At 63.6% G+C, this 20,791-nt stretch carries 18 protein-coding genes; 15 read left to right on the forward strand and 3 right to left on the reverse strand.

From position 1 onward, the window contains the following. From BBBF_RS01855 to BBBF_RS01880, 6 genes are all read left to right on the forward strand, one after another. A complete protein-coding gene (locus BBBF_RS01855; protein ID WP_003820268.1) occupies positions 1 to 891 on the forward strand; it encodes an L-ribulose-5-phosphate 3-epimerase in 891 nt (296 codons plus the stop codon). 86 nt (positions 892 to 977) lie between these two features. Then, positions 978 to 1,670 (forward strand): L-ribulose-5-phosphate 4-epimerase, encoded by a 693-nt coding sequence (locus tag BBBF_RS01860; RefSeq protein WP_003811940.1) that lies wholly within the window; start codon positions 978 to 980, stop codon positions 1,668 to 1,670. A 474-nt stretch (positions 1,671 to 2,144) separates the two neighbouring features. Continuing rightward, the gene (gene rplS, locus BBBF_RS01865; protein WP_003811942.1) at positions 2,145 to 2,522 is read left to right on the forward strand and encodes a 50S ribosomal protein L19; all 378 of its coding nucleotides are present in this window, start codon (positions 2,145 to 2,147) and stop codon (positions 2,520 to 2,522) included. A 120-nt stretch (positions 2,523 to 2,642) separates the two neighbouring features. After that, on the forward strand, positions 2,643 to 3,458 hold the full coding sequence (gene lepB, locus BBBF_RS01870; protein WP_033510090.1) for a signal peptidase I: 816 nt from the start codon (positions 2,643 to 2,645) through the stop codon (positions 3,456 to 3,458). 18 nt (positions 3,459 to 3,476) lie between these two features. Further along, complete coding sequence (locus tag BBBF_RS01875) at positions 3,477 to 4,178, forward strand: ribonuclease HII (protein WP_021647617.1); 702 nt, start codon at positions 3,477 to 3,479, stop codon at positions 4,176 to 4,178. A 313-nt stretch (positions 4,179 to 4,491) separates the two neighbouring features. Then, the gene (locus tag BBBF_RS01880) at positions 4,492 to 5,571 is read left to right on the forward strand and encodes a LacI family DNA-binding transcriptional regulator (RefSeq protein WP_021647618.1); all 1,080 of its coding nucleotides are present in this window, start codon (positions 4,492 to 4,494) and stop codon (positions 5,569 to 5,571) included. A gap of 443 nt (positions 5,572 to 6,014) precedes the next feature. On the opposite strand, the gene BBBF_RS01885 is transcribed toward BBBF_RS01880, so the two are convergent. After that, entirely contained in the window at positions 6,015 to 7,835 is a 1,821-nt protein-coding gene (locus BBBF_RS01885; RefSeq protein WP_035139516.1) for an AMP-dependent synthetase/ligase, read from the reverse strand. 559 nt (positions 7,836 to 8,394) lie between these two features. Between BBBF_RS01885 and pdxS the strand changes: the two genes are divergently transcribed. The 9 genes from pdxS (at position 8,395) to BBBF_RS01920 (ending at position 17,411) form a co-directional block, all read left to right on the forward strand. After that, positions 8,395 to 9,270, forward strand: coding sequence for a pyridoxal 5'-phosphate synthase lyase subunit PdxS (pdxS, locus tag BBBF_RS01890; RefSeq protein WP_021647622.1), 876 nt, complete (start codon positions 8,395 to 8,397; stop codon positions 9,268 to 9,270). 198 nt (positions 9,271 to 9,468) lie between these two features. After that, the gene (pdxT, locus tag BBBF_RS01895) at positions 9,469 to 10,089 is read left to right on the forward strand and encodes a pyridoxal 5'-phosphate synthase glutaminase subunit PdxT (protein ID WP_021647623.1); all 621 of its coding nucleotides are present in this window, start codon (positions 9,469 to 9,471) and stop codon (positions 10,087 to 10,089) included. A gap of 567 nt (positions 10,090 to 10,656) precedes the next feature. After that, positions 10,657 to 10,824 carry a hypothetical protein gene (locus tag BBBF_RS09925; protein WP_003823996.1) on the forward strand — a complete coding sequence of 56 codons (168 nt, stop codon included), beginning with the start codon at positions 10,657 to 10,659 and terminating at the stop codon, positions 10,822 to 10,824. A 19-nt stretch (positions 10,825 to 10,843) separates the two neighbouring features. Then, complete coding sequence (locus tag BBBF_RS10495) at positions 10,844 to 11,860, forward strand: family 43 glycosylhydrolase (protein ID WP_021647626.1); 1,017 nt, start codon at positions 10,844 to 10,846, stop codon at positions 11,858 to 11,860. Continuing rightward, positions 11,806 to 12,360: a family 43 glycosylhydrolase gene (locus tag BBBF_RS10500; RefSeq protein ID WP_021647627.1), complete on the forward strand. Its 555-nt coding sequence runs from the start codon at positions 11,806 to 11,808 to the stop codon at positions 12,358 to 12,360. Before BBBF_RS10495 ends, BBBF_RS10500 begins: the two co-directional genes overlap by 55 nt. 73 nt (positions 12,361 to 12,433) lie before the next feature. Further along, positions 12,434 to 13,546 carry a LacI family DNA-binding transcriptional regulator gene (locus BBBF_RS01905; protein WP_080665036.1) on the forward strand — a complete coding sequence of 371 codons (1,113 nt, stop codon included), beginning with the start codon at positions 12,434 to 12,436 and terminating at the stop codon, positions 13,544 to 13,546. Positions 13,547 to 14,214: 668 nt separating this feature from the next. After that, positions 14,215 to 15,099, forward strand: coding sequence for an aldo/keto reductase (locus BBBF_RS01910; protein ID WP_003815359.1), 885 nt, complete (start codon positions 14,215 to 14,217; stop codon positions 15,097 to 15,099). Positions 15,100 to 15,219: 120 nt separating this feature from the next. Beyond that, positions 15,220 to 15,954, forward strand: a complete 735-nt coding sequence (locus tag BBBF_RS01915) for an HNH endonuclease family protein (protein ID WP_014759890.1) — start codon at positions 15,220 to 15,222, stop codon at positions 15,952 to 15,954. Positions 15,955 to 16,106: 152 nt separating this feature from the next. Next, the gene (locus BBBF_RS01920; RefSeq protein WP_021647631.1) at positions 16,107 to 17,411 is read left to right on the forward strand and encodes an Nramp family divalent metal transporter; all 1,305 of its coding nucleotides are present in this window, start codon (positions 16,107 to 16,109) and stop codon (positions 17,409 to 17,411) included. 4 nt (positions 17,412 to 17,415) lie between these two features. Here the strand turns inward: BBBF_RS01920 and BBBF_RS01925 are convergent, their stop codons facing one another. Both BBBF_RS01925 and BBBF_RS01935 read right to left on the reverse strand, forming a co-directional pair. Beyond that, a complete protein-coding gene (locus tag BBBF_RS01925; protein ID WP_033510001.1) occupies positions 17,416 to 18,999 on the reverse strand; it encodes an MDR family MFS transporter in 1,584 nt (527 codons plus the stop codon). A gap of 457 nt (positions 19,000 to 19,456) precedes the next feature. Further along, complete coding sequence (locus tag BBBF_RS01935; RefSeq protein ID WP_033509983.1) at positions 19,457 to 20,728, reverse strand: IS30 family transposase; 1,272 nt, start codon at positions 20,726 to 20,728, stop codon at positions 19,457 to 19,459. Positions 20,729 to 20,791: the final 63 nt, after the last annotated feature.

Here is a 20,791-nt window from a genome sequence, read left to right on the forward strand (position 1 = left end):
ATGGTCACCAACGCGCTGGGAATATATGAAAAGGCGCTGCCGCGCGGCCTGAGCTGGGAGCAGACGTTCGATCTGGTGCATGAGCTGGGATACAACTTCCTTGAATTCTCGGTCGACGAAAGCGACGAGCGACTGGCCCGTCTCGACTGGACCGAGCACGACCGGGCACGGTTCCGCGACGCCATGTGGCGCACCCACAGCCGCATCAACACCATGATGCTCTCCGGTCACAGGCGGTTCCCGCTCGGGTCAAAAGACCCCGAGGTGCGCGAGAAGGCGCTCGACATGATGCGCAAGGCGATCGACCTCGCCGTCGATCTGGGCATCCGCAACATCCAACTCGCCGGATACGACGTGTATTACGAGCCGAAAACCCTGCTGTCTCGCGAATACTTCGTCGAGAACCTGCGCAAATGCGTCGACATGGCCGCGAAGAAACTGGTGATGCTCTCCATCGAGACGATGGACGACCCGTTCATCAACTCGCTGGACAAGGTCACCTATTACAAGTCGCAAGTGCGCAGTCCATGGCTGCAGGCGTACCCGGATGTGGGCAACCTCACGGCTTGGCCCACCAACGATGTGGGGCGCGAGATCGAATCCAACATCGACAACATTGTCGCCGTGCACCTCAAGGACACCAAGCCGGTGGGCGAGACCTCGAAAGGCGTGTTCAAACGGGTGCCCTTCGGTGAGGGGACGGTCGACTTCGAGGCGTGCCTGCGTATCTTCAAACGACTGGGATACCAGGGCAGCTACACGGTCGAGATGTGGACCGATGAGTCGCCGGATCCGGTGGCCGAGGTGACTCGGGCCAAAAAGATGTTCGACGGGCTGTTCGACGTGGTGGGCATCGAACAGGAGCCGATCGCCGGCATCGGAGAATACTGAGCCCGCTCGTGGGTGCCGGCGCGCCGGCACCGCCTTTGATGAACGTCCCGATATATAAGTGCGAATAAGAAAAGTGAGTGGTGATTATGGTTTCGTTGGCTGATTTTGGTCCTGAGGTTCGTGCTGAGGTCAAGCAGGTGCGTGAGGTCGTGGCGGCCTTGCATCAGCAGCTGATCAAGTGGAACCTGGTGGTGTGGACGGCGGGTAATGTGTCGCAGCGTCTGCATTCGGCGGATCTGATGGTGATCAAGCCGTCGGGTCTGCGCTACGAGTACCTGACGCCGTCGAGCATGGTGGTGTGCGATCTGGACGGAAACGTGGTGGATGGGGCGGAGGCGCCTTCGTCGGATACGGCGTCGCACGCGTACATCTACCGCAACATGCCGGACGTGTACGGCGTGGTGCACACGCATTCGACGTACGCGACGGCGTGGGCGGCGACGGGTCAGAACATCCCGTGCGGCCTGACGATGATGGGTGACGAGTTCGGTGGTCCGGTGCCGGTGGGCCCGTTCCGTCTGATCGGCTCGGAGGCGATCGGCAAGGGCGTGGTGGAGACCCTGAAGAAGTATCCGAAGTCGCAGGCGGTGCTGATGCAGAACCACGGTCCGTTCACGATCGGCAAGGATGCGGAGGCCGCGGTGAAGGCCGCGGCGATGACGGAGGAGGTGGCTCATACGATGTGGGCCGCCCGTCAGCTGGGTGACATCATCGAGATTCCGCAGGCGGACATCGACAAGCTGAACGACCGTTACCAGAACGTGTACGGCCAGCACTGACGACGGGGCACATGAGGGGATTGTGATTTGGTTTCGGCTGCGAGCGAGGTATGGGGGTCTGTGCTTGTGACATGCCCGGAGTGCGTAGCACAATCGTCGCGGTTCAATATCGCGATTGGCTTTATCGCGCCATTCGCATGGCGATACCCAACAATTGTGCTGCACACTCCGGGCGTGTCGGCTCGTTCCGTCGGCCGAACGGGAGGCTTCCGTTACGGAGCCCGGCCGAAGTTGATGTCAATTCCGTCTCGTCCATATGAATCAATAAAATGTCGTTTTGCTGTGTCGAGGGTCGGCCGCCGCATAAGCCGCCTCTTCATGAGTCCAGACCGAACGGGCGCAAAGCCGCTGTTTCGGCGGATTGACAGGCTTCCTGAGGGCAGACCCGAGGGAGTTACAGACGTGTTCGTGATGCCAGTCATCACCGAACCCCAAACCAATGCGCTGATATGCGGCAGCGACTAAGGAATAGCAATGGTTAACGCTGTTGAGGCATTTGACGCCAAGCACATGAAGCCCGCCGAGGAGATCCCGGCGTTCCGTCCCGGCGACACCGTCGACGTCAACGTCAAGATCAAGGAAGGCAACAACTCCCGTATCCAGACCTTCACCGGTGTGGTGATCGCTCGTCAGGGCTCCGGCCTGCGCGAGACCTTCCTGGTCCGCAAGATCAGCTTCGGCACCGGCGTGGAGCGTCGCTTCCCGCTGCACTCCCCGTCCATCGACTCCATCAAGCTGGTGCGCAAGGGCCGCGTGCGTCGCGCGAAGCTGTACTACCTGCGCAAGCTGCGCGGCAAGGCGGCTCGCATCGTCGAGCGTCGCGACAACTCCGCCAAGGCGACTCAGGCCTGAGTTTTGCCAAGTGAGGCGACAGTACCGTGAAATTCAGCCCGGAGCCGATTGGTTCCGGGCTGAATTTATAGGAACGCCGCTAGTATAGTTGGGGTTTCATGTATGCGTGATGGAGGAACTATGCGGCCAGACGACCATCGGACGGATCGGGCCATGCCCGGTTCCGGCACCGAATTCAGCCGGGACGAATGGATCGTCGCCATAGCCGATCATGGCGTGGACCCCACCGATATGCCGGGGCGTGTAGTGGGCACCGACGGCCGAGACTCGTTGGTCCGCCGCAGGAAAGGCGCCCATCGCAAGACCTCGCCTAAGCACAACAATGATTCGTTCTCGTTCCGCGACCTGCTGATCTGGTGCGTCGTCCCCTTCGTGGCGGTACTGCTGGTACGCATCTTCCTGATCGGCTTTTACGTGATTCCGTCCGGATCGATGCGCGATACCATCGAGATCGGCGACCGGGTCATCACGTCGAAGCTCACGCCGAAATATTTCGATCTCAAACGCGGCGATATCGTCGTGTTCCACGACCCCGCGAACTGGCTGAACCAGGAGACCACCAGAGGCAAAGGCGATTATCTCATCAAACGCCTGATCGGCTTGCCGGGCGACGTGGTCGAGTGCGGCGGTGCCGGGCAGCCGGTCAAGATCAACGGCGTCGCGATTGACGAGACGTCATACATCAAATCCGGCGTCGACCCGAGCAGTTTCTCGTTCCGCGTCGAGGTGACCGCCGGGCATATTTTCGTCATGGGGGATAACCGCGCCAGCTCAGCCGACTCCCGATACCATCAGGACGACGGTGATCATGGCTTGGTGCCCATCGACAATGTGGTCGGAGTGGGACTGATGCGGTATTGGCCGCTGAACCGGATGAGTTTCCTGAGCTCCCATCATGATGTGTTCAAGGACGTGCCCGCCGGCAAGGCGCAGTGACATCAGACGGATGGTGATATGGCGATGATCGAACATCCGACGCTTGATATGGAGCGGCAGCTTGCCACCCAAGGCTGCGATGTGGTGATCGGCTGCGATGAGGTCGGGCGCGGGGCGCTGGCCGGTCCGGTCATGGTCGGGGCGGCCGCCATGTGGTCACGTGACCTCGCCGCCGCGCAAGTGCCGGCCGGTGTCGCCGATTCCAAATTGCTGACCGAGCACAGGCGCGAAGGAATCGTCGACGAGTTGCGTTCGTGGTGCGCCGCTTACGCGGTAGGTCAGGCGAGTAACGCCGAAATCGACGAGTGGGGCATATCGCATGCGTTGGGCATCGCCGCCTTGCGGGCGCTCAACGATGTGGAGCGGCAGCTCGGCATGGACGGGCCGGCCGGTTCGGGTCGTCGCGTGGACGTCATCCTGGACGGTCCGAACGATTACATCACCAAGACGATGAACACGTTTGACGCGCCGGCGTTGCCGATTCCGGTACAGGTGTCGTGCAAGGTCAAGGGCGACCGTCATTGTGCGACCGTCTCCTGCGCGGCGGTCATCGCGAAGGTGACGAGGGACCACCTGATGGTTGACATCGCGCAGGGCAATCCGCGGTACGCGCCGTACGGCTGGGCGCACAACAAGGGATACGGCTCGGCGGCTCACCGCGACGCCATCGCCCGTCTGGGAGTCACGCCGCTGCATCGGGTCACGTGGCATCTGACCTGATTGCGGCGTTGCGGCTGATTCCGGTCCTGCGCCGCGCGGCTCGGCATGGCGCGGCTTAATTTGGCTCGGCCCGGTTACCTGACTCGGTGCTTTGTCTCAGGTGCGGGCGCTGTAGTGCCACAGTTCTTTGTGAGAAGAAGTCCGGGGCGTGAATCCGAACAGCGCAGTGGTGAATCTGTTACCTGCGCATGATTTGTGAGCGCTCACGTGTGTTATTTAAGCGTTACCGGGTAGACTTGCCCATATTGTGTTGTTATGCAGCGGGAGGTTTGACAGCGTGACGGCCAAGCGAAGCGGGCGGAAACGCCCATCCATGTTCGAAGTCGCGAAGCTCGCCGGAGTCAGTCATCAGACGGTGTCCCGGGTCATCAACGATTCTCCCGATGTCTCCGACGCCACCCGCACCAAAGTGCAGGATGCCATCAAGGCGCTCGATTATCGTCCCAGCAACTCGGCGCGAGCGCTCGCATCGCACCGTTCCCGCACGATCGGCCTGATCGCAGGCGGCATGAAGTTCTACGGCCCTATTTCGGCGATTTCCGCGATCGAGATGATGGCGCGCAAGCACGGCCTGTTCATGTCGGTGATGATGGTGCATGAGGCGCTGTGCACGCGGGCGGAGTTCGAGAATCTGTGCGGCACGTTCAACGAGCAGAACGTCGACGCGTTCATCATGCTCACGCCCACCGATGTCATGTTCGAAGCGGCCTGCTACACGCAGCTGACGCAGCCTCGCGTGATGATCACCTCCACGCACGGCGAACTCAGCGTGAGCGAAGGGCTGCGCCTGATTCACTCGCGCGAGCGCGACCGCGTGTCGATCGTCGGTATCGACCAGTGGGGTGCGATGGACGATGTGGTGCGCATGCTGACCGAATACGGTCACAAGCGGGCGTTGTACTTCGCCGGTCCGTTGGGGTGGCGCGGTGCGATGACGCGACTGGATGCCTGGGTGAAACTGACCCGCGCCCGCTCCATCAGTTCCGTCACGGTGCGTTGCAAGACCTGGGAGTCGACCGAGGCGTACGCCAGGATGAACCATATTCTCGATTCCATCGGCAATCAGGGCGGCAAGTTGCCGACGGTCGTGGTCACGGCGAACGACAATCAGGCGGTGGGCGTCGCGCGTGCCCTGTATGAGCACGGTGTTCGCATTCCACGTGACGTCAGTCTGGTCGGGTTCGATGACATGCCGGCGATGGACAACATGATTCCGCCTCTGACCACGATTCGGCCTGATTTTGAGGCGTTGGGCGTCGCTGCGATGCGGCAGGTGCTGCATCTGCTGGGGGAAGGTGACGAAGTGGCGTTGCCCGCGTCCGCACATGGTGTCGGTCTGCTCCCCGCAGAGGTCGTGAAGCGTTCGTCGCTCGGTCCCGCCGCCAACCGCTGACCGAGGATCGCGCGTTTTTCTTGGGTCTGTTAGACCAACGTGTTGGTTTTGATTTGTAAAGTAGCTACATGGTACGTGCAATGAAGCTATGGGTAGGCGTAGCAAGGCAGTGAAACTGGTCGGCGGAGTCCGGGGCGGACTCGCGCTGCTGGATGATGACGAGCGTCGTCGGGTGATTGAGGCGGGCGAACGAGATATTGACGACGGCGTCGGCTTTTTTCGCGGCACGGCTCGGCCTCGTGGAACGCGGGTTCGAGGCGGGGGCGCCGAACCGGCCACACCGGTCCTCGGGCTGCAGGACACCGGAACGGACCGAAACCGGGTATTACGCGAACCAAGCGGCGCAAGCCGCCTCACTATAAGAGCGGAACAAAAAACAGGCCATATCAATGTGCCAGACGGCACGTTCGCACCACCCCTCGTTCGGTTATGCGGCCCGGTGGTCAGCGCTTGCCGGCGTACAGCTCCTGGTCGATCGCGCCGGAGAACACGCGGTTCACAGCCGGACGCACGACCTTCAGCGACGGCGTCAGGCAGGAGTTCTCCTGGGTGAACTGCGCATCCAGCACCACGAACTTGCGCACCGATTCGGCCCGCGAGACCGTCGCGTTCGCGCGGTCGACGAACGGCTGGATCTCCTCGCGCACCTGCGGGAGCGTGGCCGCGTCGGCTAGCGACAAGTCGGCCGGCTGACCGATGGTCGGCAGCCACGACGCCAGACCTTCCGGGTCAAGCGTCACCAAGGCGCCGATGAACGGACGCCCGTCACCCACGACCACGGCGTGCTCGACGATCGGGCACTTGGCGATCTCCTCCTCCATCGGGATGGGGGAGACGTTCTTGCCGCCGGCGGTGATGATGATGTCCTTCTTGCGGCCGGTTATCATAAGCCGGCCGTCCTCGTCGAGCGAGCCGAGGTCGCCGGTCTTGAGCCAGCCGTCGGCGGTGAACGTTTCGGCGGTCTTCTCGGGGAGATTGTGATAGCCGCGGAACACGTTCGCGCCGCGCACCTGCACCTCGCCGTCGTCCGCGATGCGCACCGACGAGCCGGGGGCGGGCTGGCCGACCGTGCCGATCTTGTTGTCGTTCACGCGTGTCACCGTAAACGGTGCCGCGGTCTCCGTCATACCGTATCCCTGGATCATCGGCAGACCGATGCCGGCGAAGAAGTGCGCCAGATCGGCGCTCAGCGGAGCCCCGCCGCACGCCACATACCGGATGTTCGGGCCGAGTGCGCCGCGAACCGCGCGGTACACCGATGTCTCGAACATCGCGTGCCGGGCGCGCTGGCTGGCGGAATGCTTGCCTCCGTCCTGCTCGGTGCGCGACCATTCGCGGGCGCACTGGGCGGCCTGCGCGAATATGCGCCCCTTGAAACCGGTGCCGGCCTTGCGTGACGCGGCGTTGTACACCTTCTCGAACACGCGCGGCACGCCGAGCAGATAGGTCGGCTTGAATGAGCGCAGGTCGGGAAGCAGCGACTTCGTATCCGGCAGATAGCCGACCACGCCATCGTCGGAGCCAATCGAGCAGTACTGGATGAACCGTGCGAAGCAGTGGGCGAGGGGCAGGAACAGCAGCAGCCGTGGATGGTTGTCGCACAGCACCTCGCCGAGGCACTCGTATCCGGCTCGAACCACCGACAGGAAATTGCGGTGCGTAAGCTCCACGCCTTTCGGGGCGCCGGTCGAGCCGGACGTATACACGATAGTGGCGAGGTCGTCGGCATGGGTGTCGGCGATGCGCGCCTCCAGCTCCTCGTCGGAGACCGACACGCCCAATCCCTCCAAAGCGCCCAGCGCGTTGCCGTCCATCATGAGGATGCGCTGCAGGCCGGGGCATCGGTCGTTGATCGAATCGAGACGGTCATAGCGTTCGCGGTTATCGGTGACGGCGAGCTTCACGCCGGAGTCGTTGATGATGCGCTCCGCCTGTGCCGCGGAATCGGTGTCGTAGACCGGCACGTTCACCGCGCCGATCGCGGCGAGCGCGAAATCCAGCACGCCCCACTCGAAGCGGGTGGCGGAGAACAGCGTCACCGCGTCTCCCTTGCCGACGCCGAACGCGATGAGGCCCTTCGCTGCGGCGAGCACCAGACGGTGGAACTCGCCGGTGGTGATGCTCGACCACGCGCCCGGGCCGGTCTTGCGCGCCGCGATGGTGGTCGCATTGCCGGTGCGGTCGATGCGTTCGGTGAGTAGCGAGTACAGTGTCTCGTCGTCGTTCACGGTGACGTCGCCGGGGGAGGTGTATTCGCTGATGATGGTCGGAATGGCAGCGGTGCCGACCGGCCGCGCGGCCGGTGCCGTCATGCTGGGTGCCGGTTCATCCGCCGGCTTGGCGGCTTGGGCCGCGTTCGACTGATCCTGTGCCTGATTCTGTGGCATCGTGGATTTCCTTTGCAGATGTCCTGATACGTATTCCATCGTCAAGGGTACGTTGCCGTAGGTTCCTGCGGTGTTGTGCATGGGCACGAAAAGCGGCGTCGGGTTTTGTCGTCGCGCACAACCGCGCGGCGTAGACCGGCGGCGGCGCCACGGTGGCGGACGTCGGGCGGACGGTGTTCCCGCGCGGCGGTGCAGCATGGCCGGCTGATAACGGATTATAGGTTTTCCTTATCGCCGGAAATGAGCCGCTGCGCGTGTTCGCGGCGGGAACGCCTCTAGCATGGTGCCTTGTGCGCCGCCGACACATCCCGGGGATGTGCGGGCGGTCGAGGCAACGACAACAATGGCAATATAGACAATACAGTAGCGGCAACAATGACGGCGATGGCAGTCGTCGCGACGGCCATCGCCGCAGCATATGGAAGGAGAACCCTCAATGGCTGAAAACCGATCGGAACTGAACAAGAACCTGGCGCAGATGCTCAAGGGCGGCGTGATCATGGACGTGACGACTCCCGAGCAGGCTCGGGTCGCCGAGGACGCCGGCGCGTGCGCGGTCATGGCGTTGGAGCGCATCCCCGCTGATATCCGTGCCGCCGGCGGCGTCTCGCGTATGAGCGACCCGGCCATGATCAAGGGCATTCAGGAGGCCGTCTCCATTCCGGTCATGGCGAAGGTGCGCATCGGGCACATCGCTGAAGCCCGCATCCTGCAGGCCATCGACATCGACTACATCGACGAGTCCGAAGTGCTTTCGCCGGCCGATGACGTCTATCACATCGACAAGACACAGTTCGACGTACCGTTCGTGTGCGGTGCGAAGAACCTGGGTGAGGCGCTGCGCCGCATCGCCGAGGGGGCCGCGATGATTCGCACCAAGGGCGAGCCCGGCACCGGTGACGTGATCCAGGCCGTGCGTCACATGCGCACGATGAACAAGCAGATTCGCGAGCTCGTCGGCCTGCGTGACGACGAGGTGTTCGAGGCCGCCAAGCAGCTGGCCGTGCCGGTCGAGCTGGCGCGTTACGTGCACGACAACGGCCGACTGCCGGTCGTGAACTTCGCCGCCGGTGGCGTGGCCACTCCGGCCGACGCGGCGCTGATGATGGAGCTCGGTGCCGAAGGCGTGTTCGTCGGTTCCGGCATCTTCAAGTCCGGCGACCCGGCCAAGCGCGCCGCCGCCATCGTCAAGGCCACCGCCAACTGGCAGGATGCCGATCTGCTGGCACGACTCTCCGAGAACCTCGGCGAGGCCATGGTCGGCATCAACGAGGACGAAATCCAGACCATCATGGCCGCCCGCGGCGAGTGATCATAGCCCGCTAGCGGCGGGACGATCGAGCCGCCCCTCCCGCTGGCGAAGGCGGTCAACTTGGCGGGGGTGATTCCGCATGAATCCGCTTCCGCTGGCTGGGCTGCCGCGGAGCGACTGGGGTGGTAGAGGTGCATCCTCAGCCACCCCACCCCACCGCATTCGACGGCTCCCCTCATCGGGAGCCAAGGAGTAATCATGGTTGTAGCTGTTGAATATATTTCGAAGGAAGAGTCGGCCGATGCCGAGACGGCAAAGCACGGCGTGACCGGCATCCTGGCCGTACAGGGCGCGTTCGCAGAGCACGCTGCGATGCTCGACAAGCTCGGCGCCCAGTGGAAGCTGCTGCGTGCCGCCGAGGATTTCGACGATTCCATCGACCGCGTGATTCTGCCCGGCGGCGAGTCGACCACACAGGGCAAGCTGCTGCGCTCCACAGGTCTGTTCGAGCCGATCGCCGCGCACATCGCCGCCGGCAAGCCGGTGTTCGGCACGTGCGCCGGAATGATTCTGCTCGCGAAGCGACTGGAAAACGACGACAACGTGTACTTCGGCGCCCTCGACGCCACGGTTCGCCGCAATGCTTACGGTCGGCAGCTCGGTTCGTTCGCCTCCACGGCCGATTTCGGTGACATCAAGGACTTTCCGCTCGTGTTCATCCGTGGGCCGTTCGTCTCCGATGTCGGGGCGGACGCCACGATCGAGACCGAGGTTGATGGGCGTGTGGTCGGTCTGCGACAGGGCAACATTCTCGCCACGGCCTTCCACCCCGAACTCACCGACGACACCCGCATTCACGAGTTATTTTTGAGCCTGTAGGCTCCCGCTAGCGGATCGGGCTGCTTGTCGGCGGGGAACGGCAGTGAGACCAGCGGGCTGGTCATGCATGGCATGTCCGTAACTGCAGGGTCGAGGGCTGTTCGCGAAGGTGACTGGGGTGGCTGAGCACTTTCGGGGTATCATCCGCAGCTCGGCGTCTCGAATTTTGGCCGAGACAGCAGGTCGCCGCGTCCCTTCGTTTCGTAGTTGTGCCACACCAGCGTGATTTTGCCCGATTTGGCCGTGGTGTGGCCACACCGATGGCCACACCAGCTCGTGCAAACGTTTACATGATCTGGTGTGGTACATGATGTCATTCGTTTTCCTTGAAATATCAAGGAAATGGGATTCGACTCCAAACCGGTATCGGGCGCGTGTGCCACAGAAGGCCGAAAAGAGGCAAAAAAGCCCTGGTGTGGTACAGACTTTGCGATGTCGTGTGCGTCGTATGACCCACAAATCGCCGGATGGCGCCATCTGTCGACACGATAAGCTTATGTCAACGTTGTCATGCCATATCGTTCGTCGCTTCCGAATGGGTCTTTAGCGGGGTGAAAGATGCGGACGGTGGATCGGGGGTTTGACTTCTACTTCAACCGCGCGAAGAACGAGGCTGTCGTGCGCGAGCCGGCAGGCGAGACCCTGCTCGTCTACCGCGGATGCGGCAATGCCGATGATGGCAGAGCCGTCACGCTGAAACGCAACGGTGTGCTCATCACGGTGTCGCAACGTTGACGGATCGCCGGCTCCAGACATGGGGCCGGCGATTCGAGGAGAGTCGGGCCGCGGCGAAGTCCGCGACGACGTCGACGTGGACTTCGTCGCAATGCTGCTGCGCGGGGAGACGTGGGTTCATGACGGTGACCGGGCTTCCGGCGCGGAAGCAACGCCGGCCGCAGGGCCACGGGCCGATTACCGGCTACGGCTGACGCTGGACCAATGGACGCCGGACGGTGCGGTCAGCGGCGAAATCACTGACATCACTCGGCTGCGACTGCGGTTCCGCAGCGATTACGGAACCGTGACGGCCCTCGACGGATCCGCCGTACCGCAGACCCAGGATCTGTTCCGTCCGCTCCTGCTCGCGGTGCACCGCGATGACGGGTCGGGCATTGACGGCTCGACTGCCGGTACCTCGCGCGTGGTCATCTCCGTCGTCGCGGAACGACTCGACACCCCCGTGCGCATCCCCGACACGCCTGACGCGACCGGCAGGCGGGGCATGCGTTTCTTCGCCGACCCTGAACTCGCATACGAACGCGGGACGTTCTACCTGTTCGCCACCACCGACGGACACAGCGAGTGGAGCGGCTGGCAGATCCACTGCCTCGCCTCCGAAGACCTGACGCATTGGCAGGACCGCGGCGTCGTCATCGACCTGCATGACCAGCATCTCGACGGCAGCGGCCGAACCAACATCCTGCCCGGCCGGACCGCCCACGCCTGGGTGCCGGCGCTCACCGTTCGCGACGGCCGCTATTACCTGTATTTCTGCGGCGACGGGCAGACCAACGTGGCGGTATCCGACCATATCGATGGAGGATACGCTCTGCAGGGCGACTTGGCGCGAACCGGCTCGCACGCCGCGCGGCACGGCTTCGGAACCGGCATCGTCGCGCCCGGCATCGATCCCGCGGCGTTCCGCGACCCGCAGACCGGCCGATGGTACCTAGCCTGGGGCAGAACCGGGCGCGCTACTCCCGCCTGTCCGACGACATGCTGCGCATCATCCCCGAAGCCACGCCCGACATCCGGGAGGCCGCATATCTGAACGTGAGAGAGCATGCCGGAACGTGGACGTACTATCTCACGTACTCGATCGGCGACACCAACGACCCCGACTATCGAGTCGCCTATGCGGCCGCGTCGACCATGGAAGGCGACGGTTCGCAGTGGACCTATCGCGGCGAAATCCTGGTCGCCAACGAACGCCTCGGCATACTCGGCACCGGGCATCACTGCATACTTCGGGTCCCCGGCACCGACGAATGGGTCATCGCCTACCACCGCTTTCTGCCGGACGCCATGCGCCCGCGCGGCGTGGACCGGTACACGGGCGAGCGCATCCGCACCGGCAACAAGCGCGAAATCCGGTTCGCCAGACTCGAATTCGACGAACGGGACGGATGGCGTGCCGCTCATCAGACCGGTGATGGTATCGATGAGCAGCCTGGCGTGGTCATGAACAGCGGCGACATGCGTGGTGGCGATCACGTCATCGGATGGCAACGATGTCGCGAAGACGACAAAACCGTAGCAGACATGCGGTAAGGAGGCCCGTATGACAACTTCGGCGAAGACGATTACCATAGGGGGAGTTTCCTCTACGAGTAAGGTTGACGCGATGGGCAAGACCGAAAACGGCAAGACCGGCAAGAGCGAGATCGCGCAGAACCTGCCAGGCTCGCCGACGACGGCCGCACGTCGGCGCGTCACGTTGCGCGACGTCGCCACCGCGGCCGGCGTGTCGCTGAAAACGGCATCCAATGTCATCAACGGCACCGGACGCATGACCGACGCCACCCGCGCCAAAGTCGAAGCCGTCATCGAGCAGACCGGATACCGGGTCAACGTCGCCGCGCGCAACCTCAACCGGGACCGCACCGGCTTCATCACGCTCGCTGTGCCGACGCTGACCGCGCCGTACCTGTCCGAGCTCGCGAACCGCGTGATCGACGCCGCCCGGCAGCGCGGGTATCTCGTGTACGTCACCACATACGCGGAAGGGTCGGCGACGGGCGCCCGCGAGTTGTTGCGCAACTTCAACACCACGGTGTCGGACGGCATGATTCTGTCGATGAGCGAAGTCGAGGACATCAACCCGGAGGACCTGGAGGTCGATTTCCCGCTGGTGGTGGTCGGCGCGCGAACCACGTGGGGCAAGGCCGATCATGCGACGCCCAACGACGTGCAGGCGGCGGCATCGGCCGCCGGATACATGTTCGACTGCGGCGTGAAGTCGCTGGCGGTGGTCGGCGGACGTGGCGCATATGACGAGGCGAAGCTGCTCGGCGCGGTGGAAGGCAACGCGCAGCTGCGTTTGCGCGGCATCATCGAAGAATGCCGGCGACGCGGCATGACGCTGGATGCGCGGCTGGTCGGCAATGTCGAGCAGGAATGGACGATTGGCGCGGGCGCCCATGCCACGCAGGAGCTCATCGACAAGGGCGTGCCGTTCGATGGCGTCATCGGCCTGAACGACCAGCTGGCCATCGGCGCGTTGACCGTGATGCGCGCGAACGGCATCGAGATTCCCCGGCAGGTTCAGGTGATCGGGTTCGACAACATCGAGGAGTCGCAATACCTGCAGATTCCGCTCACCACCATGGATTCGCGTCTGGAGTGGACCGCGCCTACCGCCGTCGAGCGGATTCTAGGGCGCATCCGCGGTGAGATCGCTAAGCCCGAGTTGTTGATGACCGATTGCAATGTGATTGTGCGCGACAGCACGCGGTGAATCTCGGGGATTACGGGAACCACGCTCTCAAAACTCGCAGATACAGGCCATTTTTAGTGAATTTGACCCTGTGAGTTTTGAGAGCGTATAACGCCGCGTTTCCCTATTTGAGGTCGGTGGCGGCATGTGCTCCGTCCCGCGAAAGTCCCGTTTCACTGGCCTTGGATGGGACTTTTGCCGGATGGGGGGCGCTGACAATCGACATAATGGCGGCCTGGTGGGCGTTGGCGGGGGTTGTCGGTCGGAGGCCGGCTGGGGTGGTCGAGGGATGCTTCGGCCATGGGTCTTGCGTAGAACCGTGGTGTGCGTCGGGTCTGATTTGTCGCGACATGCCCGGAGTGGTGGCACAATTGCGAGGCTGGTTATTGCGGATCGGAGGAATTGAGCGGTTCGTCACGACTGCATATGACGGTTGTGCTGCGCACTCCGGGCGTGTCGCAGCTGATGGCGGCGGCGTCGTTGACGGGCTGGTGAACGGATGGCCGCTATGACGGCTGATCGATCGGCGCAGGGGCCGGCGGCGTTGTCTGCCGGCCCTGCACCGATGCCGCCAATCGCGAATCGTATGCCGATCATCCGATATGATGGCATACTGGTGTAGGGAGGCTCGGCATATCGCCATGGCATATGCTCCGAACCGGATGTAGTGTGAAGACAAGGAGACGACCATGCTGGGAACCAGCGATCTCGCCGTTGCGGCGGCTGCTGCGAGCGTGCCGGGAATCAAACTCAATGACGGCAACGTGATTCCGCAAATCGGGTTGGGGCTGCTGCGAATCGAGAACGATGATGTCGCTCCCGTGGTCAAATCGGCGTTGGCGGCGGGGTACCGGCATATCGACGGAGCCGCGGGCTACAACAACGAGGGCGGCGTCGGCCGCGCCCTCGCCGAAACCGGCTTCAACAAGGGGCGCAAGCGCAGTCATCTGTGGGTCACGACCAAGCTGCGCGACTCCGAGCAGGGGTACGACATGGCACTTGCAGCCTTCGACCGACAGCTGGGACTGTTGCAGCTGGAATACGTCGACATGTACATGATTCATTGGCCGACTCCGTTCAATTGGCGTTCCGGAGCGACCTGGAAGGCGTTCACCAAGCTGCGCGACGAAGGCCGTGTGAAGACGCTGGGCGTGTGCAACTTCCTGCCGGAGCATCTGACCCGTCTGTACGAGGAGACCGGCGAATGGCCGGCGGTCAACCAGATCGAGCTGCACCCGACCTGGCAGCAGCGCGAAGTCGTCGCATTCTGCAAGGAGCACGGCATCGCGGTCGAAGCATACTCCCCGATGGCTCGCGGCGCCGACCTGAAGGCCGGCAACGGCACGATCGCGCGAATCGCCGAGGCGCACGAGGTGTCGCCTGCCCAGGTGATCCTGCGCTGGCACATCGAAAACGGCACGATCATCATCCCCAAGTCGGTGCACTCCGAACGTCAGCGGCAGAACCTCGACCTGTTCGGCTTCGCGCTCACGCTCGATGAACATGCCGCCATCGACGCGCTCGACGGTCCGGAACGCGCGGGGCACGACCCTCGCACGTTCTCCTACGCCTGATCCGGCGGGGAGAAAGGTACGCGGCGTGAGTCCGGGCTTATGCCGCGCGCCTGAGCCGACGACGATACCGCCGCGCAGCCCACGAGACTGACCGCAGAACCAACGACAGGCCGATTGACCATGCGCACGCATTTTCGCAAACGCCGATTCCGCGGATCATCCCCGCTGGAACGTCTTATGATACTGGTGGTGATCGCCGCCCTGCTCGGCGTCGTCATCGGTCTGGCGTTGCCCAAAATCAGCCCCTCCATCGGCGAGATCACCGGCGAATACATTGCCTCCGGCCCGGCGGCGGACGCGCTGAACGGGCTGCAGGTCGACGACCGGCCCGACTCCACCGGCTACGACCGCGACTCCTTCGGATTCCGCGCCACCGACGATGATGGCGACGGCTGCGACGTGCGCGACGATGTGCTCGCCCGCGACCTGACTGATGTCATATTCAGCGCAGCCAAGCGCTGCCAAGTCTCCTCGGGTACGCTCGCCGACCCCTACACCGGGAAGACCATCCTGTTCGTGCGCGGCCGAAACACCAGCGCCGCCGTGCAGATCGACCACGTCGTGGCGCTCGCAAACGCCTGGCAATCCGGTGCCAGGGACTGGACCACCGCCCAGCGCTACCGCTTCGGCAATGACCCTTACAATCTGCTCGCCGTGGATGGCCCCGCCAACCAGGACAAGGGATCCGCCTCCGCCGCTTACTGGCTTCCCACCAACGGCGAGTATCGTTGCGAATACGTCGCGCGGCAGATCGGCGTCAAACGGCATTACGGTCTGACCGTCACCACCAGCGAGAAGCGTTCGATGCTCGCCGTGCTGCGCGCATGCCCCGCGCAACAGATCCCCAGTCAGTGAGCGGAATAGAGCCCATCGCTCGACAAATGCCGCAGTCCGCCCAGCGGGGGAGTCGTGTGGCGGGAAATTCGACGGTCTGTTACAAACGCGGTGTATACCATTAGGCGGATCGAGTAGCGCCCAGGGGTCGGGCGCATGAGAGGAATGAGGGAATGAAAGAGCATCGTCAGATGATCGATGACAAAACCGATTCAGAGATCGACATCGAACGCAGTCATGCCGAGGAAGCGTCCGGGCGCCAGCATCACGAGCATGCGCTCGCCAGCATCTTGGGGCCGGCGTTCGTGGCCGCGGTCGCCTATGTCGATCCGGGCAATGTGGCGGCGAACATCACGTCCGGCGCACGATACGGCTACCTGCTGGTATGGGTGCTGGTGCTGGCGAACGCGATGAGCGTGCTGATTCAATACCAGTCGGCGAAGCTCGGCATCGTCACCGGCAAGAGCCTGCCGGAACTGCTGGGGGAGCGTATGGGCAACGCGGGACGGTTCATGTTTTTCATGCAGGCGGAGGTCATCGCCATCGCCACGGATCTGGCCGAGGTGATCGGCGGCGCTATCGCCCTTAATCTGCTGTTTGGCTTGCCTCTGTTCGTTGGCGGCCTGGTGATCGGCGCGGCCTCCACGGTGATGCTGTGGTTCCAGGGCGGCAGGACGCAGACCACGTTCGAACGGATCATCATCGTGTTGCTGCTGGTCATCACCTTCGGGTTCATCGCGGGCCTGTTCGTGGCCCCGCCGGATCCCGCAGCGGTGGTGCGGGGCCTGATCCCACGCTTCCAAGGCACCGATTCGGTGCTGATGGCCGCCTCGATTCTGGGCGCCACCGTGATGCCGCATGCCATCTACCTGCATTCCACGTTGGTCAACGACCATTACTACACGCACAGCGATAAGCCGTCGATTGCCATGCAGCTCAAAGGTTCGAAGATCGATGTGACGTGGGCGCTGCTGCTGGCCGGCACGGTGAATCTGGCGATGCTGGTGCTTGCCGCGAACTCGTTGCACGGCATGTCCGGCACGGATTCCATAGACGGCGCGCAACGGGCGATCACGCAGGTGCTTGGCCCGGTGATCGGCACGATATTCTCCATCGGCCTGCTGGCCTCGTCGTTGAGTTCCACGTCGGTCGGCACGTATGCCGGTTCCGAGATCATGCGTGGTCTTCTGCATGTCAACGTCCCGATGTGGGCGTGCCGTGTGGTCACGCTGGTGCCCGCGCTAATCGTGCTGTGGTTCGCCAAAGACCCCACTCAGGCGCTGGTCATCGGCCAGGTGGTGCTGTCGATTGGTATTCCGTTCGCCGTGATTCCGCTGATGCGTTATACGCACACCAAGGAGCTTATGGGCGAATGGGTCGACGGGACGGTCAAACACGTGATCTTCATGATCGTGGTGGCGTTGATCGTGGCGCTGAACGTGTTGCTGATTGTGCTGACGCTGATGGGCAAGGCGTAAACGGTCAGCGGGCCCTGTCTCGGCGGCGTTCGCGCAGCGTCCGCAGCGAGATGATGTCCCTCGTGCGTCCGGCGCCGTCGCCCTTCACGCCGAAGAGCACCATCAGCACCATCGCCACGCATAGGAGCGTGGAGATGCGCAGCGCCCACTGGATGCCGAAGACCGAGGCGGCGACGGCGGAGGCGCCGTTTCGTTCGTGCAGGGCGGCGAACGTCTCCATCAGGATCACCATCACGGGGGCGCCCACCGCGCCGGCGATCTGCCGGGCGGTGTTCGTCACCGATGAACCGGCGGACACCTCGTCCGGTCCGTCCAGACAATTTAGCGACCATGTGGTGATCGGCATCAGCAGGAAGCCCATGCCGATCTGACGGATGAACTGGCAGATCGACACCCACCAGATCCACGTGTCCATTGACACCAGCGACATGCCCAGGGTGCCGAGGGCCAGCACGATAGAGCCGAACAAGGCCACCGGCCGCGCTCCGAAGCGGTCCATCGCGCGTCCGCCGAAGAATTGGGAGACGCATTGGCCGATGGCCCCCGGCAGCATGATCAGGCCGCTCATCGTGGCCGAATAGCCGCGGTCGGTCTGGATATAGAGCGGCATGATGACCAGGATCGAACTGAAGGCGAAGAACGCCAGCGACGCCGTGATGGTGCCGATGGTGAACGAACGGTTCCTGAGCACGTCCAGATCCAGCAGTGGCGGCTGGGGGCGCGGCGATCCGTCGCCGCCCGCGGCCGCCCGATAGCGTCTGCCGGCACGGAGGTTGCGCAGGACGAACCATGCGATGCCGATCAGACCCACGGTCATGGGCCCCCATGTCACCGGGGCGGCGAATCCGTAGGCCTGCGAGTTGGTGAATCCGAACATGAGCCCGCCGAAGCCGATGACCGACAGGCAGGCCGAGAAGAGGTCCGCGCGGGCCGAGGGGTCGTGGGAGCCGAAATTGTGCAGTCCGAACATGGCCGCCAGCAGCGAGATCACGCCGATGATGGTCATGGTGAGGAAAATCGACCGCCAGCCATTGGCGTCGGTCTGCCAGCCGCCCAGCGTGGGGCCGATCGCCGGGGCCACGCTCATGGCCATGCCCACGGTGCCCATGGCGAACCCGCGGCGGGAGAGCGGGTAGATCGAGAAGACGGTGATCTGCAGCACCGGCCACATCACGCCTGTGCCGGCGGCCTCCAGCACCCGTCCGAGCAGCACGACCGCGAACGTCGGTCCCAGCCAGGACAACAGCGAGCCGATGGTGAACACCGCCATCGAACAGACCACGATCTGACGGGTGGAGAAGCGGCGGGTGAGGAACGCGGTCAACGGCACCATGACGCCCATGACCAGCTGGAACACGGAAGTTAGCCATTGGCCGGTGGTCACGGAGATGTGGAATTCCGAGACGATGACCGGCAGCGCCGAGCTCAATTGCAGCTGCGTGAAGTTGCCGACGAACGTGATGAAGGTCAGGATCGCGATCGAGATGAACGCGGCATGGCTCAGCCTGTTGTCGACGTATGATTCCTTCTGGCTCAGCACCCGTTGCAGTTCGCCGCGACGGTTCCTGACTCCGTTTGCTCCGGCCACGCGCACACCCCACTTCCGTTAGCCCGGCCCGATGGCCCCGACGGCGGCCCTCGCCTCGGGTATTTGGCCGGTCAGACTCCAAAAATCAACTCCAATACGATATACCCGAGGGTGGTCCGAAGGTCGCGAGGATTCGTGCGCGGCGGCCGTCGTGACGCCCGCCATGTGTGTTATGGCGACGGGGGGGGGGTGTTTCTTTGCTATGATGCGTATCAGAGTACAAGCGATTCGGTGTGACGATTCCGGGGATGGGCGCGGGGTCGCGGCCATCGGGCCGGGAGGAGAGAGAGGTGTTCAGTTGGTGTCGCAGGATGACAGCATCGCGGGGAAGGGCGCGTCGTCCGCGCGTATGGACGATCGTGCGGCATCCGCTGATGGCACTGATGAGCGGCTTGGCGGATTCTAGTGGTGGTTGCAACACCTGGTGTTTTTGGTGTTGTTGTCTTGGTTTTCTAGGTTAGCTTGCGGTGTCGAGGAGTTCGAGGATTTTCTCGCTTGGTTTCATGTAGCCGAGGGTCTTGCGTGGCCGGTCGTTGAGTTCCTCGGCGACCGCGTCGAGGTAGTCCTCGGGGTATTTGGATAGGTCGGTGCCCTTGGGGAAGTATTGGCGCAACAGGCCGTTGGTGTTCTCGTTGGTGCCGCGCTGCCACGGGGAGTGCGGGTCGCAGAAATAGACCCGCATGTCCAGGCTCGCGCCGATCTGCTTGTGCAGGGCGAGTTCCGAACCCTGGTCCCAGGTCAGCGAGTTGCGCAGGAGCCTGGGCAGGTTCCGCATCTTGCGGACGATGGCCTGCTGGACCTGGCCTGCGTCGTGCCCGTCGGGCAGGTGCAGCAGGATCGTGAACCTGGTGGCGCGTTCGACCAGGGTGCCGATGGCGCTCCTGTTCGCCGAACCGGTGATCAGATCACCCTCCCAATGGCCGGGGACGGCCCGGTCCTCGACCTCGGCGGGCCGGTCCGAGATCATGACCATGGGATCCCGGAACCGGGGTCTGCGACCCGCGCCGCCACGGGGTTTGCGTTGGGCGCGGCCCTGGCGCATGGCCCGTTTCAGCTCGGCTTTCAGCTCGCCCTTGCCCTGGACGTAGATGGCCTGGTAGATCGTCTCGACGCTTGCGTGCATGTCCTCATTATCGGGGAAGTCATGCCTGAGCCGGTTGCCGATCTGCTCGGGACTCCAATGCCGTCCAAGGCCGGCGAGTATCTCCCGCCACAGGCGCGTGCCCGGCCCGGCTTTCCTGGGCCTGGGGCGTTTGAGCCGGTCGGCGCTCGATTGCTGGGCGTGGTACGGCTCGTAGCATCCGGTCAGGGGGTTCGTGTTGCGTCGTATCTCGCGGCTCACGGTGGCCGGGTTCCGGTCAAGGAGGCGGGCGATGGCGCGTATGCCGTCGCCCAGGCGCAGCCGGTCGGCGATCAGGATGCGTTCCTCCTGGCCCAGATAGCGGGCGTGTATCTTCCTGGGCTTGTCCATGGTGGAACGATACCAGTCCACCGATGGTCTCTCGTTCCTGCCGGTGGCCCGGGCGCGTCCGTTCCTCCAGGCCTTGCCGGTGCGTTTCGACACCCCGACCGCATGGGCGGCCTGGGTGAAGTTCACGCCCTCCTCGGCCAGCAGGCGCACGTACTCGGCCCGCCTGGCCTCGCACATCGCCTTCCTCGTCGGATAACCGTGCCCCTGGAACACCCAGCGGCCGGTCCCTGTCCCGTCGTCATGGTGGCTCGCGGTCACCTGATCCTCCCTGCGGTAGGCCAGGTGTTGCAACGATCACTAGAACTCGCCGAGGGGCTGATT

Source organism: Bifidobacterium bifidum ATCC 29521 = JCM 1255 = DSM 20456 (assembly GCF_001025135.1).
Taxonomy (GTDB): Bacteria; Actinomycetota; Actinomycetes; order Actinomycetales; family Bifidobacteriaceae; genus Bifidobacterium; species Bifidobacterium bifidum.